Source organism: Amycolatopsis balhimycina FH 1894 (assembly GCF_000384295.1).
Lineage (GTDB): Bacteria > Actinomycetota > Actinomycetes > Mycobacteriales > Pseudonocardiaceae > Amycolatopsis > Amycolatopsis balhimycina.
The window spans coordinates 10,594,228-10,609,695 of sequence record NZ_KB913037.1 but is presented as its reverse complement, the minus strand read 5'-3'; the positions used below and the strand labels follow the sequence as shown (position 1 = coordinate 10,609,695).

Below are 15,468 nucleotides of genomic sequence, written 5' to 3'. Positions count from 1 at the left end.
GGCTACGAAAGTCCCTTCTGGGCTTCGGACATGAACCGGTTCACCGCGTCGTCGATGCTCATCCGCCCGAACGCGACCTCTTCGTAGGTGCGCTGGAAGAGCTTCTGGATCGCGCCGGCACCCTTCGGCGGCACCGGCGGCGCGGCCCCGAGTTTCGGCTCGAGAGCGGCTTCGTAGTCGTAGAGGGTCTTGTCGTTGCCAGTCGCGCCGGCCGCCAGCTGCGCACGGACCTTGAGGTTCGGCGCGAGCCCGCGGTCGGCGCCGACGATCTTGCCGACCTCCGGGTCGTTGATCAGGAAGTCGACGAGTTTCGCCGCCGCCTCCTGCTGCTGGCTGCGTGCCGAGACCGAAAGGAACATCGCCGGACGCCGGTACTGCCCGGTTTCGCCGTTGGCGCCCGACGGGTACGGCGCCACGTTCAGCGGCTTGCCGCTCGCCTTCTGGTACGCCGGCAGCAGGTTGTCGTAGGCGAACTCCGAGCTGGTCAGCTTCTTGCCGAGCGGAGCCTGCTCGGGCGAGGTGTTGTAGGAGGCCGTGACGTCCGCCGGCGAGACACCCTTGGCGTCGCGGAACTTGCTCGTGAGCTGCCAGTAGCGGCGCAGGTCGTCGGCGGTGAACCCGAGCTTGCCCTCCGCGGTGTAGAACTGCTTGCCCTGCTGGCGCAGCCAGATCTCACACGTCGTGTCGAAGATGCCGAAGTCCGTCGCCCCGCGCGTGGAGAAGCCGCCGGCGGCGCTGACCTTCTGGGTCGCCTCCGCGAACTGGTCCCAGGTCATGCCCTTCGCCGGGTCCGCCCCGGCAGCCTTGTAGGCAGCGGGGTCGTAGATCATCGCCGGGGTGTTCTGCGCCCACGGCACGGCGTACCGCTTGCCCTGGTACACGCCGGTGGCCGCGAGTTCGGGGTTGACGTCGGCCAGCGAGATCGTCTTGCCCGCGCCGGAGTTCAGGTCGGCCAGGACGTTGCGGCCGCCGTACTCGGCCAGGTAGCGGCTGTCGACGTTGAGCACGTCCGGCGGCTTCCCGCCTGCCGTCTGCGTCGCCAGCTTCTCCCAGTAGGCCTGGTACGCCGAGAACGACGTCTGCACCTTGATCTTCGGGTTCTTCTGCTGGAAGAGCTCGACGGCCTTCTTCGTCAGGCTCGCCCGCCCTTCACTGCCCCACCAGACGAAATTGATGGTCACGTCGCCGCCGCCACCGGAGTCCGAGCCGCAGGCGGCCACCCCGGTCAGCAGCAGCGGGACCACCACGGCCAGCGCGGCGACACCCCGCCCCTGGGTCCTACGCTCACTTGTGCGCCCCATCGAACTCTCCGTCCTCAGCCGGTCAGCACTTTTCTGAAAACGCTGTCAGCGGGCTCACGGTAGGCAGTTCGCCTCACCGGTGTCAACGGGCAATGGGCGCAATAGCCCTTGTGCAGCAACGTTTCCGGCGTTCAGCGGGCACGTTGAGAAAGCGCTTACAGCGACCGGGCGGAGATCCGGGCTGCCGGCGCGGGGAGCACCGGGAGTGTCATCCGGTGCGTTCGGCGGTCTCCGCCTTCGGTTTGCTCGCCCAGGGGACGCCCAGCTCCGAGAACAGCGCCAGCCGGTCGGCGGCGACGGCGACCTCTTCGCCGATCCCGCGCACCACCGGGTGCCGGCTCGCCCCTTCACCGACCGTGCGGATCCAGCCCGCCGGGATGCGAGACGGCGACGGCGCGTCCCGCACCGCCTCGACCACCGACGCGAACGCCCGGGTGTTCGCCAGCGGCGCGAGCAGCGGCACCCCGGCCGGGTCGAGGTGGTGGGCGATCAGGTTGCGCAGCAGGTCGGCCGGTTCGCCGAGGTGGACCCGCTCGTCGTCGATCTCGAGACGGTGGCTCTTGTACCAGAACTTCGCCCGCCCCTCGGCACCGTGCACCACGACGTAGGGCTCGTGGTCCTGCTCGGCGCACAGCGACGCGGCGACGACGATCTCGGGCCCGTCGCCGAACCGGATGCGCAGGCACGCCGTGTCGTCGGCTTCGATGTCGCGCGTGCCGTAGAGCTCCAGGGCGATCTCGGCCGGGTCGCGCCCGGCGACCCCGCCGACGAGCAGGGCGGTGGCCACGGCGTGGGAGAACGGGTTGGTCAGGGCGCCGTCGACGACGGCCTCGCCGTCGAGCCACCGGCGGCCCGCCCAGGGGTTGCGGCGGTAGTAGGCGTCGGTGCGGATCCAGGCGCCGGCGGCGCCGACCCCGGCGATCTCGCCGAGTTTCCCCGCGGCGATCGCCGCGCGCAGGACGGGCAACGCCGGGGAGCCGAAGCTCTGGAACCCGGCCTGGCAGGCCGATCCGGTCTCCGCGGCGAGCCGGGACAGCGTGGTGAAGCCGTCGAGGTCGAGCACCGGCGGGGTCTCCAGCAGCAGGTCGCTGCCCGCCCGCAGCACCGCGCCGCCGACCTGGACGTGGGCGTGCGGCGGCGTCGCGACCACGGTGATGTCGGGGCGGCACCGGCGAAGCAGGTCGTCGACGCCGACGTGCGCCGTGGCACCTTCCGGCAGCAGCGCGATCGCGGCGGCCGAAGGTGGCCGGATGTCGGCCATGCCGGCGAAGGAGATCAGCCCCTCGTCGTGCAGGATGCGGGCCCGGTGCAGGTAGCTGAAGGCGTACCCGGACGTGCCGACGACGGCCAGCCTCGGCGGCTCCGCGACGGTGCGGCTCCTGCTCCCCGACATGGATCTCCGATCGGCGGCCGCCGGGGGCCGCGCGCAACTGACGAATGGGTCAGGAGTTCGGGAGAAACTTCCGGCCGTCACCGTAGGGCGTGCGCGACAAACGTGTCAATATGCGGGACTGCCGGGTCGAAATTGTCGACGGCGGGTTAGCCCGAATGGCTGCCGGAGATTCGAGAGAGCGCTTACTGGAATCGCCACCGCAAACGGTTTTCAGGATTTTCATCCGAACGGCCCCTGGTGTGGCCCAGCGGGGAGCGGATTCCCGCTCCCCCAACGCAGTCGGAGTTGTTGACAACGCTCCCGGGCGTTCTCATGATGTTGCAGGACCCTGCCGAGGAGTAGCCGTGAGCGTGACCATTCACGACGTCGCCCGCCGGGCCAACGTGTCGATCTCGACCGTGTCGCGGGCGTTCACGTCCCCGGATCTGGTCCGGCAGCAGACCCGCACCCGGGTCCTGGCCGCGGCGAACGAGCTGGGCTACCACGCCGCCGGTGCGGCCCAGCCGGTGCCGTCGGTGCGCACCGGGCACATCGGCATCGTGGTTTCGGACCTGGGCAACCCGTTCTTCACCGGAGTGCTCAACGGCGTCCAGGCCCGCGCGCGCCAGGACGACATCGCGGTGCTGTTCGCCAACAGCGACGAAGACCCGGCGACCGAGCAGAACCTCGTCCGCCGGATGGCCCGGCAGGTCGACGGTGTCGTGCTGTGCAGCCCGAGCATGTCCGACGACCAGCTGCGCGCGCTCGCCGGGCAGACCACCCTGGTGCTGCTCAACCGCGAGGTGCCCGGGATCCCGTCGATCGTGATGGACGCCGCGGACGGGATGCGGCAGGCGATCCAGCACCTGGCCGCGCTCGGGCACCGCCGCTGCGCCTACCTCGGCGGGCCCCGGATGTCGTGGTCGAACCGGGCGCGCCGGCTGGGCCTGGCGGAAGCCGCCGAACGGCACGGCACGGACGTCGTCGAGTTCGGCCCGTTCCCGCCGGTGTTCGAGGGCGGCCTGCAGGGCGCCGACCTCGCACTGGCGGCGGACGTGACGGCGATCGTCGCCTACAACGACCTCGTCGCCTTCGGCGCGCTGGCACGGCTGAACGCCCGCGGCGTGCCGGTGCCGGACGAAATCAGCCTGGTGGGCTTCGACGACCTCGTCTTCGCCGCGATCTCCGCGCCCCCGCTGACGACGATCGCGATGCCGACCGAGGCGGCGGGCCGGGCGGCGGTCACCATCCTGCTCGGCCTGCTCGACGGCGAGGCCGACGCGCACACGACGCAGGTGCTGGACACCTACCTGATCGTCCGCGCGACGACGGCCCCGCCGGCCGGCTAGCCGCCGAAGACGTGCCGGTCCAGGAACGGGTTACGGAACTTACCGTCCGGGTCGAGTTCCCCGGCCAGTGCGCGGAAGCCGGCCATCCGCGGGTACAGCTCGTCGAGGCCGCCGCCGTGGAAGAGCTTGCCCCAGTGCGGCCGCGCCTCGAACGGGGCCAGGCGCTCCTCCAGCACCGGCAGCACCGCCTCGACGTCGGTTTGCCGCGGCTGCCAGGTGAAGTGCAGCGCCACCCGGTCGCCGCCGTGGCACGGGCTCAGCCACGCTTCGTCGCCCGCGATCGCGCGGATTTCGGACACCAGCAGCAGCGGCGCGACGAGGTCGCCGATCTCCCGGACCGCCCGCACCGCGGCCACCGCGTGCCGGTAGGGCACGAAGTACTCCGACTGCAGCTCGTCCCCGACGCTCGGGGTGAACGCCAGCGCGAAGTGCGGGAGCCGCTCGTGCCACGGGCCCGGGACGCCTTGCTGCGGCGTGCAGTTGTCCGCCGGGATGCCGGCCGCGTGCGCGGGGTGCCGGGGCCCGTCGGAAGGGACCGCCCCGAAGAGCCCGGGCCGGTCCGTGAAGGCGTCGACGCGGCTCTTGACCCACACCTGGTCGACGACGTCGTGGACCCAGTTCGTGAACATGCTGACGCTGTAGCCGGCGTCTTCGATTTCGTCGAAGTGCCGGTACGCGGCGTCCCACGGCAGGTCGTCGAACACGTCCTGGCGCACGTCGAACGCGGGCACCAGGTCCAGTGTCAGCCGGGTGACGACGCCGAACGCGCCGAGGCCGACGGCGAGCCCGGGGAACTCGCCGTCCTCGCGCGTGAACGTCCGTAGCCCGCCGTCGGCGGTCACCAGCTCGATCGCCGAGACGGCCGAGGCGAGCCCGGGCTGCCGCCGCCCGGAGCCGTGCGTGCCGGTGGCGATGCTGCCGGCCACGGTGATGTGCGGCAGCGAGGCGAGGTTGGGCAGGGCGAACCCGGCGGCGTGCAGCTGCCCGGCGAAGTCGCCGTACCGGGCGGACCCGCCGACGGTCACCGTCCCGTCGTGGATCTCGACCGGGATGTCGAGCCTGCTCAGGTCGAGCAGGACCCCGCCGGGCGAATCCGCGATGTCGTTGAAGCAGTGCCTGCTGCCCAGCGCCTTGACGCCGGTCGCGGCGGCGACGGCCGCCCGCACCTCGTCGACCGTGCGCGGGGTCCGTACCGCGTCCGCGCCGTAGGCGTGGTTCCCCGCCCAGTTCGACTCGCCCACCCGCCGTGTCCTTCCATCGTTCCGGATCTTCCCCGCCGACCCTACGCGGCCGCGACACCTGCCTCGGTAAGCCGGTACAGTCGCGGGCGGATACCCCGTGGGCGTATCGGGAGGCGATGACCGTGGCCGAGATCGGCGAGGCGCTGGCGCTGGCCGGGTCTATGACCTGGGAGATCCTGTGGGCCCTGATCCTCGGGTTCCTGCTGTCGGCGATCGTTCAGGCCGTCGTCCGCAAGGCCACGATCGTGCGCCTGATGGGCGACGACCGGCCGCGGACCCTCGCGGTGGCGTCGTTGCTGGGCGCCGCGTCGTCGTCCTGCTCCTACGCGGCGGTCGCGCTGGCGCGGTCGCTGTTCCGCCGGGGCGCGCACTTCACCGCCGCCATGGCCTTCGAAATCGGCTCCACCAACCTCGTCGTCGAGCTCGGGATCATCCTCGCCCTGCTGATGGGCTGGCAGTTCACCGCGGCGGAGTTCGTCGGCGGCCCGATCATGATCGTGCTGCTGGCCGTGCTGTTCCGGCTGTTCGTCCGCCGTCGGCTGCTGGAGACGGCTCGCGAGCAGGCGGAAAAGGGGCTCGCCGGGTCGATGGAGGGCCACGCGGCGATGGACATGTCCGTGCGGGGACCCGGCACGTTCGGGCAGCGGCTGTTCTCCGCCGGCGGGTTCACCGCGGTGGCGCACGTGTTCGTCATGGAGTGGGCGGCGATCCTGCGCGACCTGGTGATCGGGCTGCTGATCGCCGGCGCGGTCGGCGCCTGGGTCCCCGAATCGTGGTGGCGGGCGCTGTTCTTCACCGACCACCCGGTCGCTTCGGCGTTCTGGGGGCCGATCATCGGGCCGGTCGTGGCGATCCTCGCGTTCGTGTGCTCGATCGGCAACGTCCCGCTGGCCGCGGTGCTGTGGAACGGCGGCATCAGCTTCGGCGGCGTCGTTTCGTTCCTCTTCGCCGACCTGCTCATCCTGCCGATCCTGAACATCTACCGGAAGTACTACGGCACCCGGATGACCCTGGTGCTGCTCGGCACGTTCTACGCCTCGATGGTCGGCGCCGGCTACGTCATCGAGCTGCTTTTCGGCGTCACCGGCCTGATCCCGGCCACGCGCTCGGCAACGGTGATGCGCGAAGGCATCTCCTGGAACTACACGACGTGGCTGAACATCGTGTTCCTGGCCCTCGCGGCGGTCCTCGTGGTGCGGTTCGCGCGCACCGGCGGGGCCGGCATGCTGAAGATGATGGGCGGCGCGCCCGACGCCGGGCACCACGCGTGAAAGCACCGAAGGCCACCACGAGATCCGTGGTGGCCTTCGGGTCGTGAGCGATCAGTCCGTGCCGAACTCCATCGCGGCGTTGTCGAGCAGCTCGACGTCGTCGGTCCTGCCGCGCGAGGCGATCACCTCGGCGCCGCCCTCGGGCATCGCGCCGATCAGGCCGGTCGACGCGGCCTGGGCGGCGCCGATCAGCTTCGGGTTCGAGCCGCCGACCATGCCGAGGCTCGCGTACTGCTCCAGCTTCGCCCGCGAGTCGGCGATGTCGAGGTTGCGCATGGTCAGCTGGCCGATCCGGTCGACCGGGCCGAACGCCGAGTCCTCGGTCCGCTCCATCGACAGCTTGTCCGGGTGGTAGCTGAACGCCGGGCCGGTCGTGTCGAGGATGGAGTAGTCCTCGCCGCGCCGCAGCCGCAGCGTCACCTCGCCGGTGATCGCGGTGCCGACCCAGCGCTGCAGCGACTCGCGCAGCATCATCGCCTGCGGGTCCAGCCAGCGGCCCTCGTACATCAGCCGGCCGAGCTGCCGCCCGTGGTTGTGGTAGCTGGCGAGGGTGTCCTCGTTGTGGATCGCGTTGACGAGCCGCTCGTAGGCGGCGTGCAGCAGCGCCATGCCGGGCGCTTCGTAGATGCCGCGGCTCTTGGCCTCGATGATCCGGTTCTCGATCTGGTCGGACATGCCCAGGCCGTGCCGGCCGCCGACGGCGTTGGCCTCGAGGACCAGGTCGACGGCGGTGGCGAACTCCTTGCCGTTGATCGTCACCGGCCGGCCCTGCTCGAAGCCGATCGTGACGTCCTCGGGGGCGATCTCCACCTCGGGGTCCCAGAACGCCACGCCCATGATCGGCTTGACGATCTCGATGCCGGTGTCCAGGTGTTCCAGGGACTTGGCCTCGTGCGTCGCGCCCCAGATGTTGGCGTCGGTCGAGTAGGCCTTCTCCGTGCTGTCGCGGTAGGGCAGGTCGTGCGCGAGCAGCCACTCGGACATCTCCTTGCGGCCGCCGAGCTCGGTGACGAAGTCCGCGTCGAGCCACGGCTTGTAGACGCGCAGGGAGGGGTTGGCCAGCAGGCCGTAGCGGTAGAACCGCTCGATGTCGTTGCCCTTGTAGGTGGAGCCGTCGCCCCAGATCTGGACGTCGTCCTCGAGCATGGCGCGCACCAGCAGCGTGCCGGTGACGGCGCGGCCGAGCGGGGTGGTGTTGAAGTAGCTGCGGCCGCCGGTGCGGATGTGGAACGCGCCGCACGTCAGCGCAGCGAGCCCCTCTTCGACGAGGGCTTCCTTGCAGTCGACCAGCCGGGCGATCTCGGCGCCGTACTGGCCGGCCCGCCCAGGCACCGAGTCGATGTCGGGCTCGTCGTACTGGCCGATGTCGGCGGTGTAGGTGCAGGGGACCGCGCCTTTGTCGCGCATCCACGCGACCGCTACGGAAGTGTCGAGGCCACCGGAGAAGGCGATACCGACACGCTCGCCGACGGGCAGGGAAGTGAGCACCTTGGACATGCGAATGATTATGCACGGCGATGCATCGTCGTGCAATCCGGGGTGCCGTGGCTCACGGAAACCTCGTTGACGTGCGTGGTTCGGTGATCACATGGGCCGGATGCACGCCGACGAGCACGCCATCGACACCGACCTCGTCGGGCGGCTCGTGCGCGGGCAGTTCCCGGCGTGGGCCGGCCTGCCGGTCACTCCCCTGGCTTCGGGCGGCACGGTCAACGCCGTCTACCGCCTGGGCGACGACCTCACGGTCCGGCTCCCGCTGACCGCGGGCGGCGCCGGTGACATCGCGAAGGAAGCGCGGGTCCTCACCGCACTCGGCGGGCTGCCGGTGGCGGTCCCGGCCGTCGTCGCCGTGGGCGAACCGGCCGAGGGGTATCCGTGGCCGTGGGCGGTGCACGGCTGGCTCGACGGCTCCCCGGCACTCGAAGGCCTGGACGCACCGGCCCGCGACCTGGCGGAGTTCGTCCTCGCGCTGCGGGCGAACACGGCGGACGGTCCCCCGGCGTACCGCGGAAAGCCGCTGGCTCCCGTCGACCGAGCCACCCGACGGGCGATCGAGGAGCTGAGCCGCACCGACGAGCCGTTCGACGCGGAGGCGGCCCTCGCCGTCTGGACCGAGGCGCTCGACGCTCCGAAGTGGACAGACCGGCCGTGCTGGGTGCATTCGGACCTCATGCCCGGCAACTTGCTGCTGCGCGACGGCCGCCTGACCGGAGTCCTGGATTGGGCCACCGCGGGCCTCGGCGACCCGGCGTGCGACCTGATCCCGGCGTGGAACCTGCTGACCGCGGAAACCCGGCACACCTTCCGCGACGCCGTCGGCACCGACGACGCGACCTGGGCACGCGGCCGCGGCTGGGCGTTGTCGATGGCGGTGATCCAGCTCCCCTACTACCGGCACACGAACCCGGTCATCTCGGGCAACGCCCGCTACGCCCTCGCCGCCCTCGGCTGCCGGCCAAAGCCGTGAATGGCACATTGAGGGACTTAGAGTCCCTCAATGTGCCATTCACGGACCTCGGCGGAGCAGCTCAGCTGGGCAGGAGGGCCGGGGCCGCGAGGCGGGTGGCGTTCGCCGCCGCGTCGTCCGGTGCTTCCTGCGCCGAGCGCTCCGCCTCGACGCGCGCGAGGTAGTTCGCCACCTCGCGGCCGGTCCGGTGGGCATCCCAGCCCAGCAGCGGTGCCATCAGCCCGGCGACGACGGGCGCCGCCGTGACGCCGCGGTCGCGCTCCTCGATCGAGATGCGCGTCCGCCGGGTGAGGACGTCCTCCAGGTGCAGCGCCCCCTCGTGGGAAACCGCGTAGACGGCCTCCACGCGGAGGTACTCGGAGGTCTCCGTGATCGGTTCCCCGAGCGAAGGCTGCTCCTCGATCAGCTCGAGGAGGTTCCAGATCCGCGTGCCGTACCGCTGCAGCAGGTGCTCGACGCGCGTCAGCGGCAGCCCCGACTTCGCGGCCACGGCGAACCGGTCCTCCCACAGCTCGGCGTAGCCCTCGGCCCCGGCGATCGGGAGCCGGTCGGTCCACGACGGCGGCGCCGGGCGGCCGATCTCCGCGACAGCGGCGTCGACCGCGTCCGCGGCCATCACCCGGTACGTCGTGTACTTGCCGCCGGCCACGATGACCAGGCCCGGCACCGGGTGCGCCACCGCGTGTTCCCGCGACAGCTTCGTCGTCGCGGCCGCCTTCGCCGCGAGCAGCGGACGCAGACCCGCGTAGACGCCCTCGATGTCGTCGTGCGTCACCGGCGTCCGGAGCACGGCGTTGAGGTGTTCGAGCACGTAGTCGACGTCCGCGCGGCTCGCCGCCGGGTGCTCGCGGTCGAGGTCCCACTCGGTGTCGGTGGTGCCGACGATCCAGTGCCGTCCCCACGGGATCACGAAGAGCACGCTCTTCTCGGTCCGCAGGATCAGCCCGGTGTCGAGGTCGATCTTCTCCCGCGGCACCACCAGGTGGATGCCCTTGGACGCGCGGACGGTGAACGGCGCGGGGATGCCGGCCGCCTCCGCCATGTCGTCGCTCCACACGCCGGTCGCGGCCACGACGGTGCGAGCCCGGATCTCGAACTCGACCCCGCTCTCGCGGTCCACGACCTTCGCCCCGACGACGCGCTCACCCTCGCGAAGCAGCGAAGTGACGCGAGTCCGCGTGAGCACCGAAGCGCCCTGCTCGGCGGCCGTCCGCGCGATCGTCATCGTGTGCCGGGCGTCGTCGACCTGGGCGTCGTAGTACTGGATCGCCCCGATCAGCGCGTCGTCCGCCAGCGCCGGAGCCGCCTTGAAGGCGCCGCGCTTGGACAGGTGCCGGTGCCTCGGCAGCGCGCGGGCGCCGCCGAGGGTGTCGTACAGGGTGACGCCGGCGCCGATGTAGCCGCGCTCCCACACCCGGTGCGTCAGCGGGACCAGGAACTTGACCGGCCGCACCAGGTGCGGGGCCAGCGTCTGCAGCAGCAGCCCGCGCTCCTTGAGCGCTTCGCGGACCAGCTTGAAGTCCAGCTGTTCCAGGTAGCGCAGGCCACCGTGGATCAGCTTGGACGACCGGCTGGACGTGCCGGCGGCGAAGTCGCGGGCCTCGACCAGCGCGGTCGACAACCCCCGGGAGGCGGCGTCGAGCGCAACGCCGGCCCCGGTCACTCCGCCGCCGACGACGAGCACGTCGACCTCTTCGTTGACCAGCTTCCGCAGGGTTTCCGCCCGGTACTGCGGGGAAAGCGGGGTCACGGTGTTCCTCCTCGGGGTCATTGCACGTCGACCCAGTCGAGCGTGCGGCCGACGGCCTTCTGCCAGCCCGCGTAGCCCTCGGCGCGCTGCTCGTCGCTCCACGACGGCGTCCAGCGCTTGTCCTCGTTCCAGTTCTGCTCGAGCTCGTCGGTCGACTTCCAGAAGCCGACGGCAAGCCCGGCCGCGTACGCGGCGCCGAGCGCGGTGGTCTCGGCGACGACCGGCTTCGACACCGGCACGCCGAGGATGTCCGCCTGCAGCTGCATGCACAGCTCGTTGGCGGTGACGCCACCGTCCACCCGCAGCACGTCGAGCGTGACGCCGGAGTCGTTCTGCATCGCCTCGACGACGTCGCGGGTCTGGTAGCAGATCGCTTCGAGCGTCGCCCGCGCGATGTGGGCGTTCGTCGTGGCGCGGGTGAGGCCGACGATCGCGCCCCGGGCGTCGGAGCGCCAGTACGGCGCGAACAGGCCGGAGAACGCCGGGACGAAGTAGACGCCGCCGTTGTCCTCGACCTGGCGGGCCAGGCTCTCGCTCTGGGCCGCGCCGCTGATGATGCCGAGCTGGTCGCGCAGCCACTGCACGGCCGAGCCGGTGACGGCGATCGAGCCTTCCAGCGCGTAGACCGGCTTCTCGTCGCCGAACTGGTAGCACAGCGTCGTCAGCAGGCCGTGCTGGGAGCGGACCAGCTCCTGGCCGGTGTTGAGCAGCAGGAAGTTGCCGGTGCCGTAGGTGTTCTTGGCCTCGCCGGGCCGGAAGCAGACCTGCCCGACGGTGGCGGCCTGCTGGTCGCCGAGGACGCCGGTGATGGTGACCTCGCCGCCGAGCGGGCCGTCCGCGCGGGTGGTGCCGAAGCCGGGGTTGGACGACGGCCGGATCGTCGGCAGCATCTGCCGGGGGACGGTGAAGAACGACAGCAGCTCGTCGTCCCAGTCGAGGGTCTCGAGGTCCATCAGCATGGTGCGCGAGGCGTTGGTCGGGTCGGTGACGTGGACGCCGCCGTCCGGGCCGCCGGTGAGGTTCCAGATGAGCCACGAGTCGGTGGTGCCGAAGAGGGCGTCACCCTTCTCGGCGTCCTCGCGCACGCCTTCGACGTTCTCAAGGATCCACTGCAGCTTGCCGCCGGAGAAGTAGGTGGCGGGCGGCAGGCCGGCCTTGCGGCGGATTACCTCGCCCTTGCCCTCGCGCTCCAGCGCCGAGGCGATCCGGTCGGTGCGGGTGTCCTGCCAGACGATCGCGTGGCCGTACGGGCGGCCGGTGCGGCGGTTCCACACGACGGTGGTCTCGCGCTGGTTGGTGATGCCGAGCGCGGCCAGGTCGTTCACGGTCAGGTTGGCCTTGTTGAGTGCGGTCGCGATGACCGAGCGGGTGCGTTCCCAGATCTCGGTGGCGTCGTGCTCGACCCAGCCCGGCTTGGGCAGGATCTGCTCGTGCTCGAGCTGGTGGCGGGCGATCTCGTTGCCGCCGTGGTCGAAGATCATGAAGCGGGTGCTGGTCGTGCCCTGGTCCACGGCACCGACGAAGTCCGGCATGGTCGTGCTCCTGTAGTCGATCGGCGGAAGTCAGCTGGCGGGCTCGAGGTCCTTGGCGGGCAGGGCGTCCAGCGGGGCGTCGGCGGGCAGGTGCCGCTCGATCAGGTACTTGTAGATCGCGCCGCCGATGACCGCGCCGATCACCGGCGCGACGATCGGGATCCACCAGTACGGGAAGCCGTATTGGTCGGTGAACGCCGTGTCGTAGCCGGTCAGCCAGGACGCCAGGCGCGGGCCGAAGTCGCGGGCGGGGTTGATCGCGTAGCCGGCGTTGGTGCCCCAGGCCATGCCGATCGCGACGACGAGGAAGCCGACGACGACCGGGGCGAGGTTCGCGGCCGGGGCGGTGTTGCGCAGGTCGGTGATCGCGAAGATCACCAGGACGAGGATCGCGGTGCCGATGATCTGGTCGCGGAAGGCGCCCCAGTCACCCACCGGGAGGGTGCCGTTACCGGGCAGGGTGGAGAACACGCCCTGCGTCTTGATCGTCAGGCCGGGGTCCTTGGCGTTGAGGACCTCGGTGTAGTTCCAGCGCACCAGCAGGGCGGCGAGGAACGCGCCGGCGGTCTGCGCCAGGGCGTAGGGGGCGACCTTGCGCCACTCGAAGCCCTTGAACACCGCGAGGGCGATCGTGACCGCCGGGTTCAGGTGTGCGCCGCTGATCCGCGAAGCGACGTAAACACCGAGCGTGACGCCGAGGCCCCAGGCCCAGGCGATGCTGTCGTGGTCCCCGATCCCCGCGGCGACGACCTGCGCCACCACCCCGCACCCGAAGAGGATGAGGATCATCGTTCCCACGAACTCGGCGGCCATCTCGCCGGCGAGTCCACGGGCCTTGAGGCTTCGCACCATTGCTTTCCTCCACAAAGGACCTTGTCCCCCTACTGGTGGATGAAAGTTAAGTTCGCGTGTCAGACCGGTCAACGGACACCGGTCGGCATTGTCGAACGGCTGAACTGGATGTTCGACATTGTCGAATCGTGGCCGGTCGGGCTAGGGTCTCGCCGTGCCCGGTCCGATCCAGTCCATCGAGCGCGCCGCCGCGATCCTGCGATTGCTGGCGCGCGGCTCGGGGCGCCTGGGCGTCGGCGAGATCGCCGAGTCCCTGGAACTGGCGAAGGGCACCGCCCACGGGATCCTGCGCACGCTGCAGGGCGTCGGGTTCGTCGAGCAGGACCGCGACACGGGCAAGTACCAGCTCGGCGCGGCGCTGCTGCACCTGGGCACGAGCTACCTCGACGTCAACGAGCTGCGGTCCCGGGCGATCAACTGGGCCGACGCGCTGGCCTCGCGCAGCGGGGAGGCGGTCCGGATCGGCGCGCCCCTGGAGGGCCGGGTGCTGGTCGTGCACCACGTGTTCCGGCCGGACGACAGCCTGCAGACCCTCGACGTCGGTACGCTGCTGCCGCTGCACGCGACCGCGCTCGGCAAGGTGCTGCTGGCCTACGACACGACGCTGAAGGCGGACCCGGAGCCGTACACGCGCCGCACGCTGGTCACCCAGACGGCGATCAAGAGGGCGTGTGCGAAGGTACGGGAGGCGGGCTGGGCGGCGGAGAACGGCGAGATGATCTCCGGCGAGGCCGGGATCGCGGCCCCGATCCGCGGCCACGGCGGGATCGTGGTCGGCGCGATCGGGGTGTCCGGCGCGGTGGAGCGCATCTGCGAACCGGACGGCAGCCCCAGCCCGCGGCTGCTGGGCCACGTCCGCGACGCGGCGCGCGCGGTGTCGCGCGACCTGGGTGCGTCCCGATGGTGAAGGGAGGGGCATGGTCCAGCGGTACGTGATGTCCGTCGACCAGGGCACCACCTCCACCCGGTGCATCCTGTTCGACGCCAGGGGCCGGCTCGTCTCCGTCGTGCAGCGGGAGCACCAGCAGCACTTCCCGCGCCCCGGCTGGGTCGAACACGACGCCGTCGAGATCTGGCGGAACCTGTCCCGGATCGTGCCGCAGGCCCTCGCCGACGCCGGCGCGACCGCCGACCAGGTCGTCGGCCTCGGGATCGCCAACCAGCGCGAGACGACCGTGCTGTGGGACCGGCGCACCGGCAACCCGGTCGGGCGGGCGATCGTCTGGCAGGACACCCGCACCGACGCCATGCTCGAGCAGCTCGCCCGGGAGCCGGGCGCCGACCGCGTCCGGCAGCTGTGCGGCCTGCCGCTGGCGACGTACTTCTCCGCGCCCCGCATCCGCTGGCTGCTCGAACGCACGCCGGGGCTGCGCGAGCGCGCCGAACGCGGCGACGTCCTCTTCGGCACCATCGAGAGCTGGCTGATCTGGAACCTCACCGGCGGCGCCGAGGGTGGCGTGCACATCACCGACGTCACCAACGCCTCCCGCACCATGCTGATGAACCTGCGCACGCTCAGCTGGGACGACGAGCTCCTGGAGTTCTTCGACGTCCCGCGCGCGATGCTGCCGGAGATCCGCTCCTCGACCGAGGTCTACGGGACGACGTCCCGGGTGGTGCCGGGCATCCGGATCGCGGCCGCGCTCGGCGACCAGCAGGCGGCCCTGTTCGGCCAGACCTGCTTCGCACCCGGCGAGGCGAAGTGCACCTACGGCACCGGCAGCTTCCTGCTGCTCAACACCGGCCCGACGCCCGTGCTGTCCACCCACGGCATGCTGACCACGGTCGGCTTCAAGATCGGCGACGAGCCCGCGGTGTACGCCCTCGAAGGGTCGATCGCCGTCACCGGGTCGCTGGTGCAGTGGTTCCGGGACGGCCTCGAGCTGATCGGCAGCGCCCCGGAGATCGAGACCCTGGCGCGCACGGTCGAGGACAACGGCGGCTGCTACATCGTGCCCGCCTTCTCCGGGCTGTTCGCACCGCACTGGCACAGCGAGGCGCGCGGCGTGATCGCCGGGCTGACGTCGTACATCACGAAGGGCCACCTGGCGCGGGCGGTGCTGGAGGCGACCGCCTGGCAGACCCGCGAAGTCGTCGACGCGATGAACGCCGACTCCGGGCTGGCGCTCACGACGTTGAAGGTCGACGGCGGGATGACGGCCGACAACCTGCTGATGCAGTGCATCGCCGACGTCCTCGACGTGCCGGTGGTCCGCCCGATGGTGGCGGAGACGGTGTCGCTGGGCGCGGCATACGCGGCGGGGCTGTCGGTCGGCTACTGGCCGGACCTGGAGGGGCTGCGGCGCAACTGGCACCGGGCCGGCCAGTGGCTG

Annotated in this window: 12 protein-coding genes; 5 read left to right on the top strand and 7 right to left on the bottom strand. The window is 71.2% G+C overall.

The genetic code is table 11. From position 1 onward, the window contains the following. Positions 1-2: 2 nt before the first annotated feature. Positions 3-1,301: an ABC transporter substrate-binding protein gene (locus A3CE_RS0148645; RefSeq protein ID WP_245589747.1), complete on the bottom strand. Its 1,299-nt coding sequence runs from the start codon at positions 1,299-1,301 to the stop codon at positions 3-5. Positions 1,302-1,509: 208 nt separating this feature from the next. Next, entirely contained in the window at positions 1,510-2,694 is a 1,185-nt protein-coding gene (locus A3CE_RS0148640) for a Gfo/Idh/MocA family protein (protein ID WP_020647403.1), read from the bottom strand. A gap of 344 nt (positions 2,695-3,038) precedes the next feature. On the opposite strand from A3CE_RS0148640, the gene A3CE_RS0148630 reads away from it, so the two are divergent. Beyond that, the gene (locus A3CE_RS0148630) at positions 3,039-4,022 is read left to right on the top strand and encodes a LacI family DNA-binding transcriptional regulator (protein WP_026469594.1); all 984 of its coding nucleotides are present in this window, start codon (positions 3,039-3,041) and stop codon (positions 4,020-4,022) included. On the opposite strand, the gene A3CE_RS0148625 is transcribed toward A3CE_RS0148630, so the two are convergent. Beyond that, the gene (locus A3CE_RS0148625) at positions 4,019-5,263 is read right to left on the bottom strand and encodes an FAD-binding protein (protein ID WP_020647400.1); all 1,245 of its coding nucleotides are present in this window, start codon (positions 5,261-5,263) and stop codon (positions 4,019-4,021) included. The genes A3CE_RS0148630 and A3CE_RS0148625 overlap by 4 nt on opposite strands. 116 nt (positions 5,264-5,379) lie before the next feature. Here A3CE_RS0148625 and A3CE_RS0148620 point away from each other — a divergent pair, with 116 nt between their 5' ends. Next, on the top strand, positions 5,380-6,534 hold the full coding sequence (locus A3CE_RS0148620) for a permease (protein ID WP_020647399.1): 1,155 nt from the start codon (positions 5,380-5,382) through the stop codon (positions 6,532-6,534). Positions 6,535-6,585: 51 nt separating this feature from the next. Here the strand turns inward: A3CE_RS0148620 and argG are convergent, their stop codons facing one another. Beyond that, positions 6,586-8,031 (bottom strand): argininosuccinate synthase, encoded by a 1,446-nt coding sequence (argG, locus tag A3CE_RS0148615; protein WP_020647398.1) that lies wholly within the window; start codon positions 8,029-8,031, stop codon positions 6,586-6,588. 91 nt (positions 8,032-8,122) lie between these two features. On the opposite strand from argG, the gene A3CE_RS0148610 reads away from it, so the two are divergent. Continuing rightward, positions 8,123-9,001 (top strand): aminoglycoside phosphotransferase family protein, encoded by an 879-nt coding sequence (locus A3CE_RS0148610; protein ID WP_020647397.1) that lies wholly within the window; start codon positions 8,123-8,125, stop codon positions 8,999-9,001. A gap of 61 nt (positions 9,002-9,062) precedes the next feature. Here A3CE_RS0148610 and glpD read toward each other — a convergent pair whose 3' ends face one another. Genes glpD through A3CE_RS0148595 form a run of 3 tightly spaced genes read right to left on the bottom strand, consistent with a single transcriptional unit; the run spans position 9,063 to position 13,135 of the window. Then, positions 9,063-10,772, bottom strand: coding sequence for a glycerol-3-phosphate dehydrogenase (glpD, locus tag A3CE_RS0148605; RefSeq protein WP_211231884.1), 1,710 nt, complete (start codon positions 10,770-10,772; stop codon positions 9,063-9,065). Further along, on the bottom strand, positions 10,769-12,283 hold the full coding sequence (glpK, locus tag A3CE_RS0148600; protein WP_020647395.1) for a glycerol kinase GlpK: 1,515 nt from the start codon (positions 12,281-12,283) through the stop codon (positions 10,769-10,771). Before glpK (A3CE_RS0148600) ends, glpD begins: the two co-directional genes overlap by 4 nt. Positions 12,284-12,313: 30 nt before the next feature. Next, positions 12,314-13,135: an MIP/aquaporin family protein gene (locus A3CE_RS0148595; protein ID WP_020647394.1), complete on the bottom strand. Its 822-nt coding sequence runs from the start codon at positions 13,133-13,135 to the stop codon at positions 12,314-12,316. Between the two features lie 154 nt (positions 13,136-13,289). On the opposite strand from A3CE_RS0148595, the gene A3CE_RS0148590 reads away from it, so the two are divergent. Continuing rightward, positions 13,290-14,042, top strand: a complete 753-nt coding sequence (locus A3CE_RS0148590) for an IclR family transcriptional regulator (RefSeq protein ID WP_020647393.1) — start codon at positions 13,290-13,292, stop codon at positions 14,040-14,042. 10 nt (positions 14,043-14,052) lie between these two features. After that, on the top strand, positions 14,053-15,468 hold a 1,416-nt coding region (gene glpK, locus A3CE_RS0148585; RefSeq protein ID WP_020647392.1), incomplete at its 3' end, for a glycerol kinase GlpK.

Excerpts from the sequence above, each read along its gene's own strand:
- A3CE_RS0148645 (WP_245589747.1), bottom strand. The coding sequence starts at position 1,301 with ATGGGGCGCACAAGTGAGCGTAGGACCCAGGGGCGGGGTGTCGCCGCG.
- A3CE_RS0148640 (WP_020647403.1), bottom strand. The coding sequence starts at position 2,694 with ATGTCGGGGAGCAGGAGCCGCACCGTCGCGGAGCCGCCGAGGCTGGCC.
- A3CE_RS0148620 (WP_020647399.1), top strand. The coding sequence starts at position 5,380 with ATGACCGTGGCCGAGATCGGCGAGGCGCTGGCGCTGGCCGGGTCTATG.
- argG (WP_020647398.1), bottom strand. The coding sequence starts at position 8,031 with ATGTCCAAGGTGCTCACTTCCCTGCCCGTCGGCGAGCGTGTCGGTATC.
- A3CE_RS0148610 (WP_020647397.1), top strand. The coding sequence starts at position 8,123 with ATGGGCCGGATGCACGCCGACGAGCACGCCATCGACACCGACCTCGTC.
- glpD (WP_211231884.1), bottom strand. The coding sequence starts at position 10,772 with ATGACCCCGAGGAGGAACACCGTGACCCCGCTTTCCCCGCAGTACCGG.
- glpK (WP_020647395.1), bottom strand. The coding sequence starts at position 12,283 with ATGCCGGACTTCGTCGGTGCCGTGGACCAGGGCACGACCAGCACCCGC.
- A3CE_RS0148595 (WP_020647394.1), bottom strand. The coding sequence starts at position 13,135 with ATGGTGCGAAGCCTCAAGGCCCGTGGACTCGCCGGCGAGATGGCCGCC.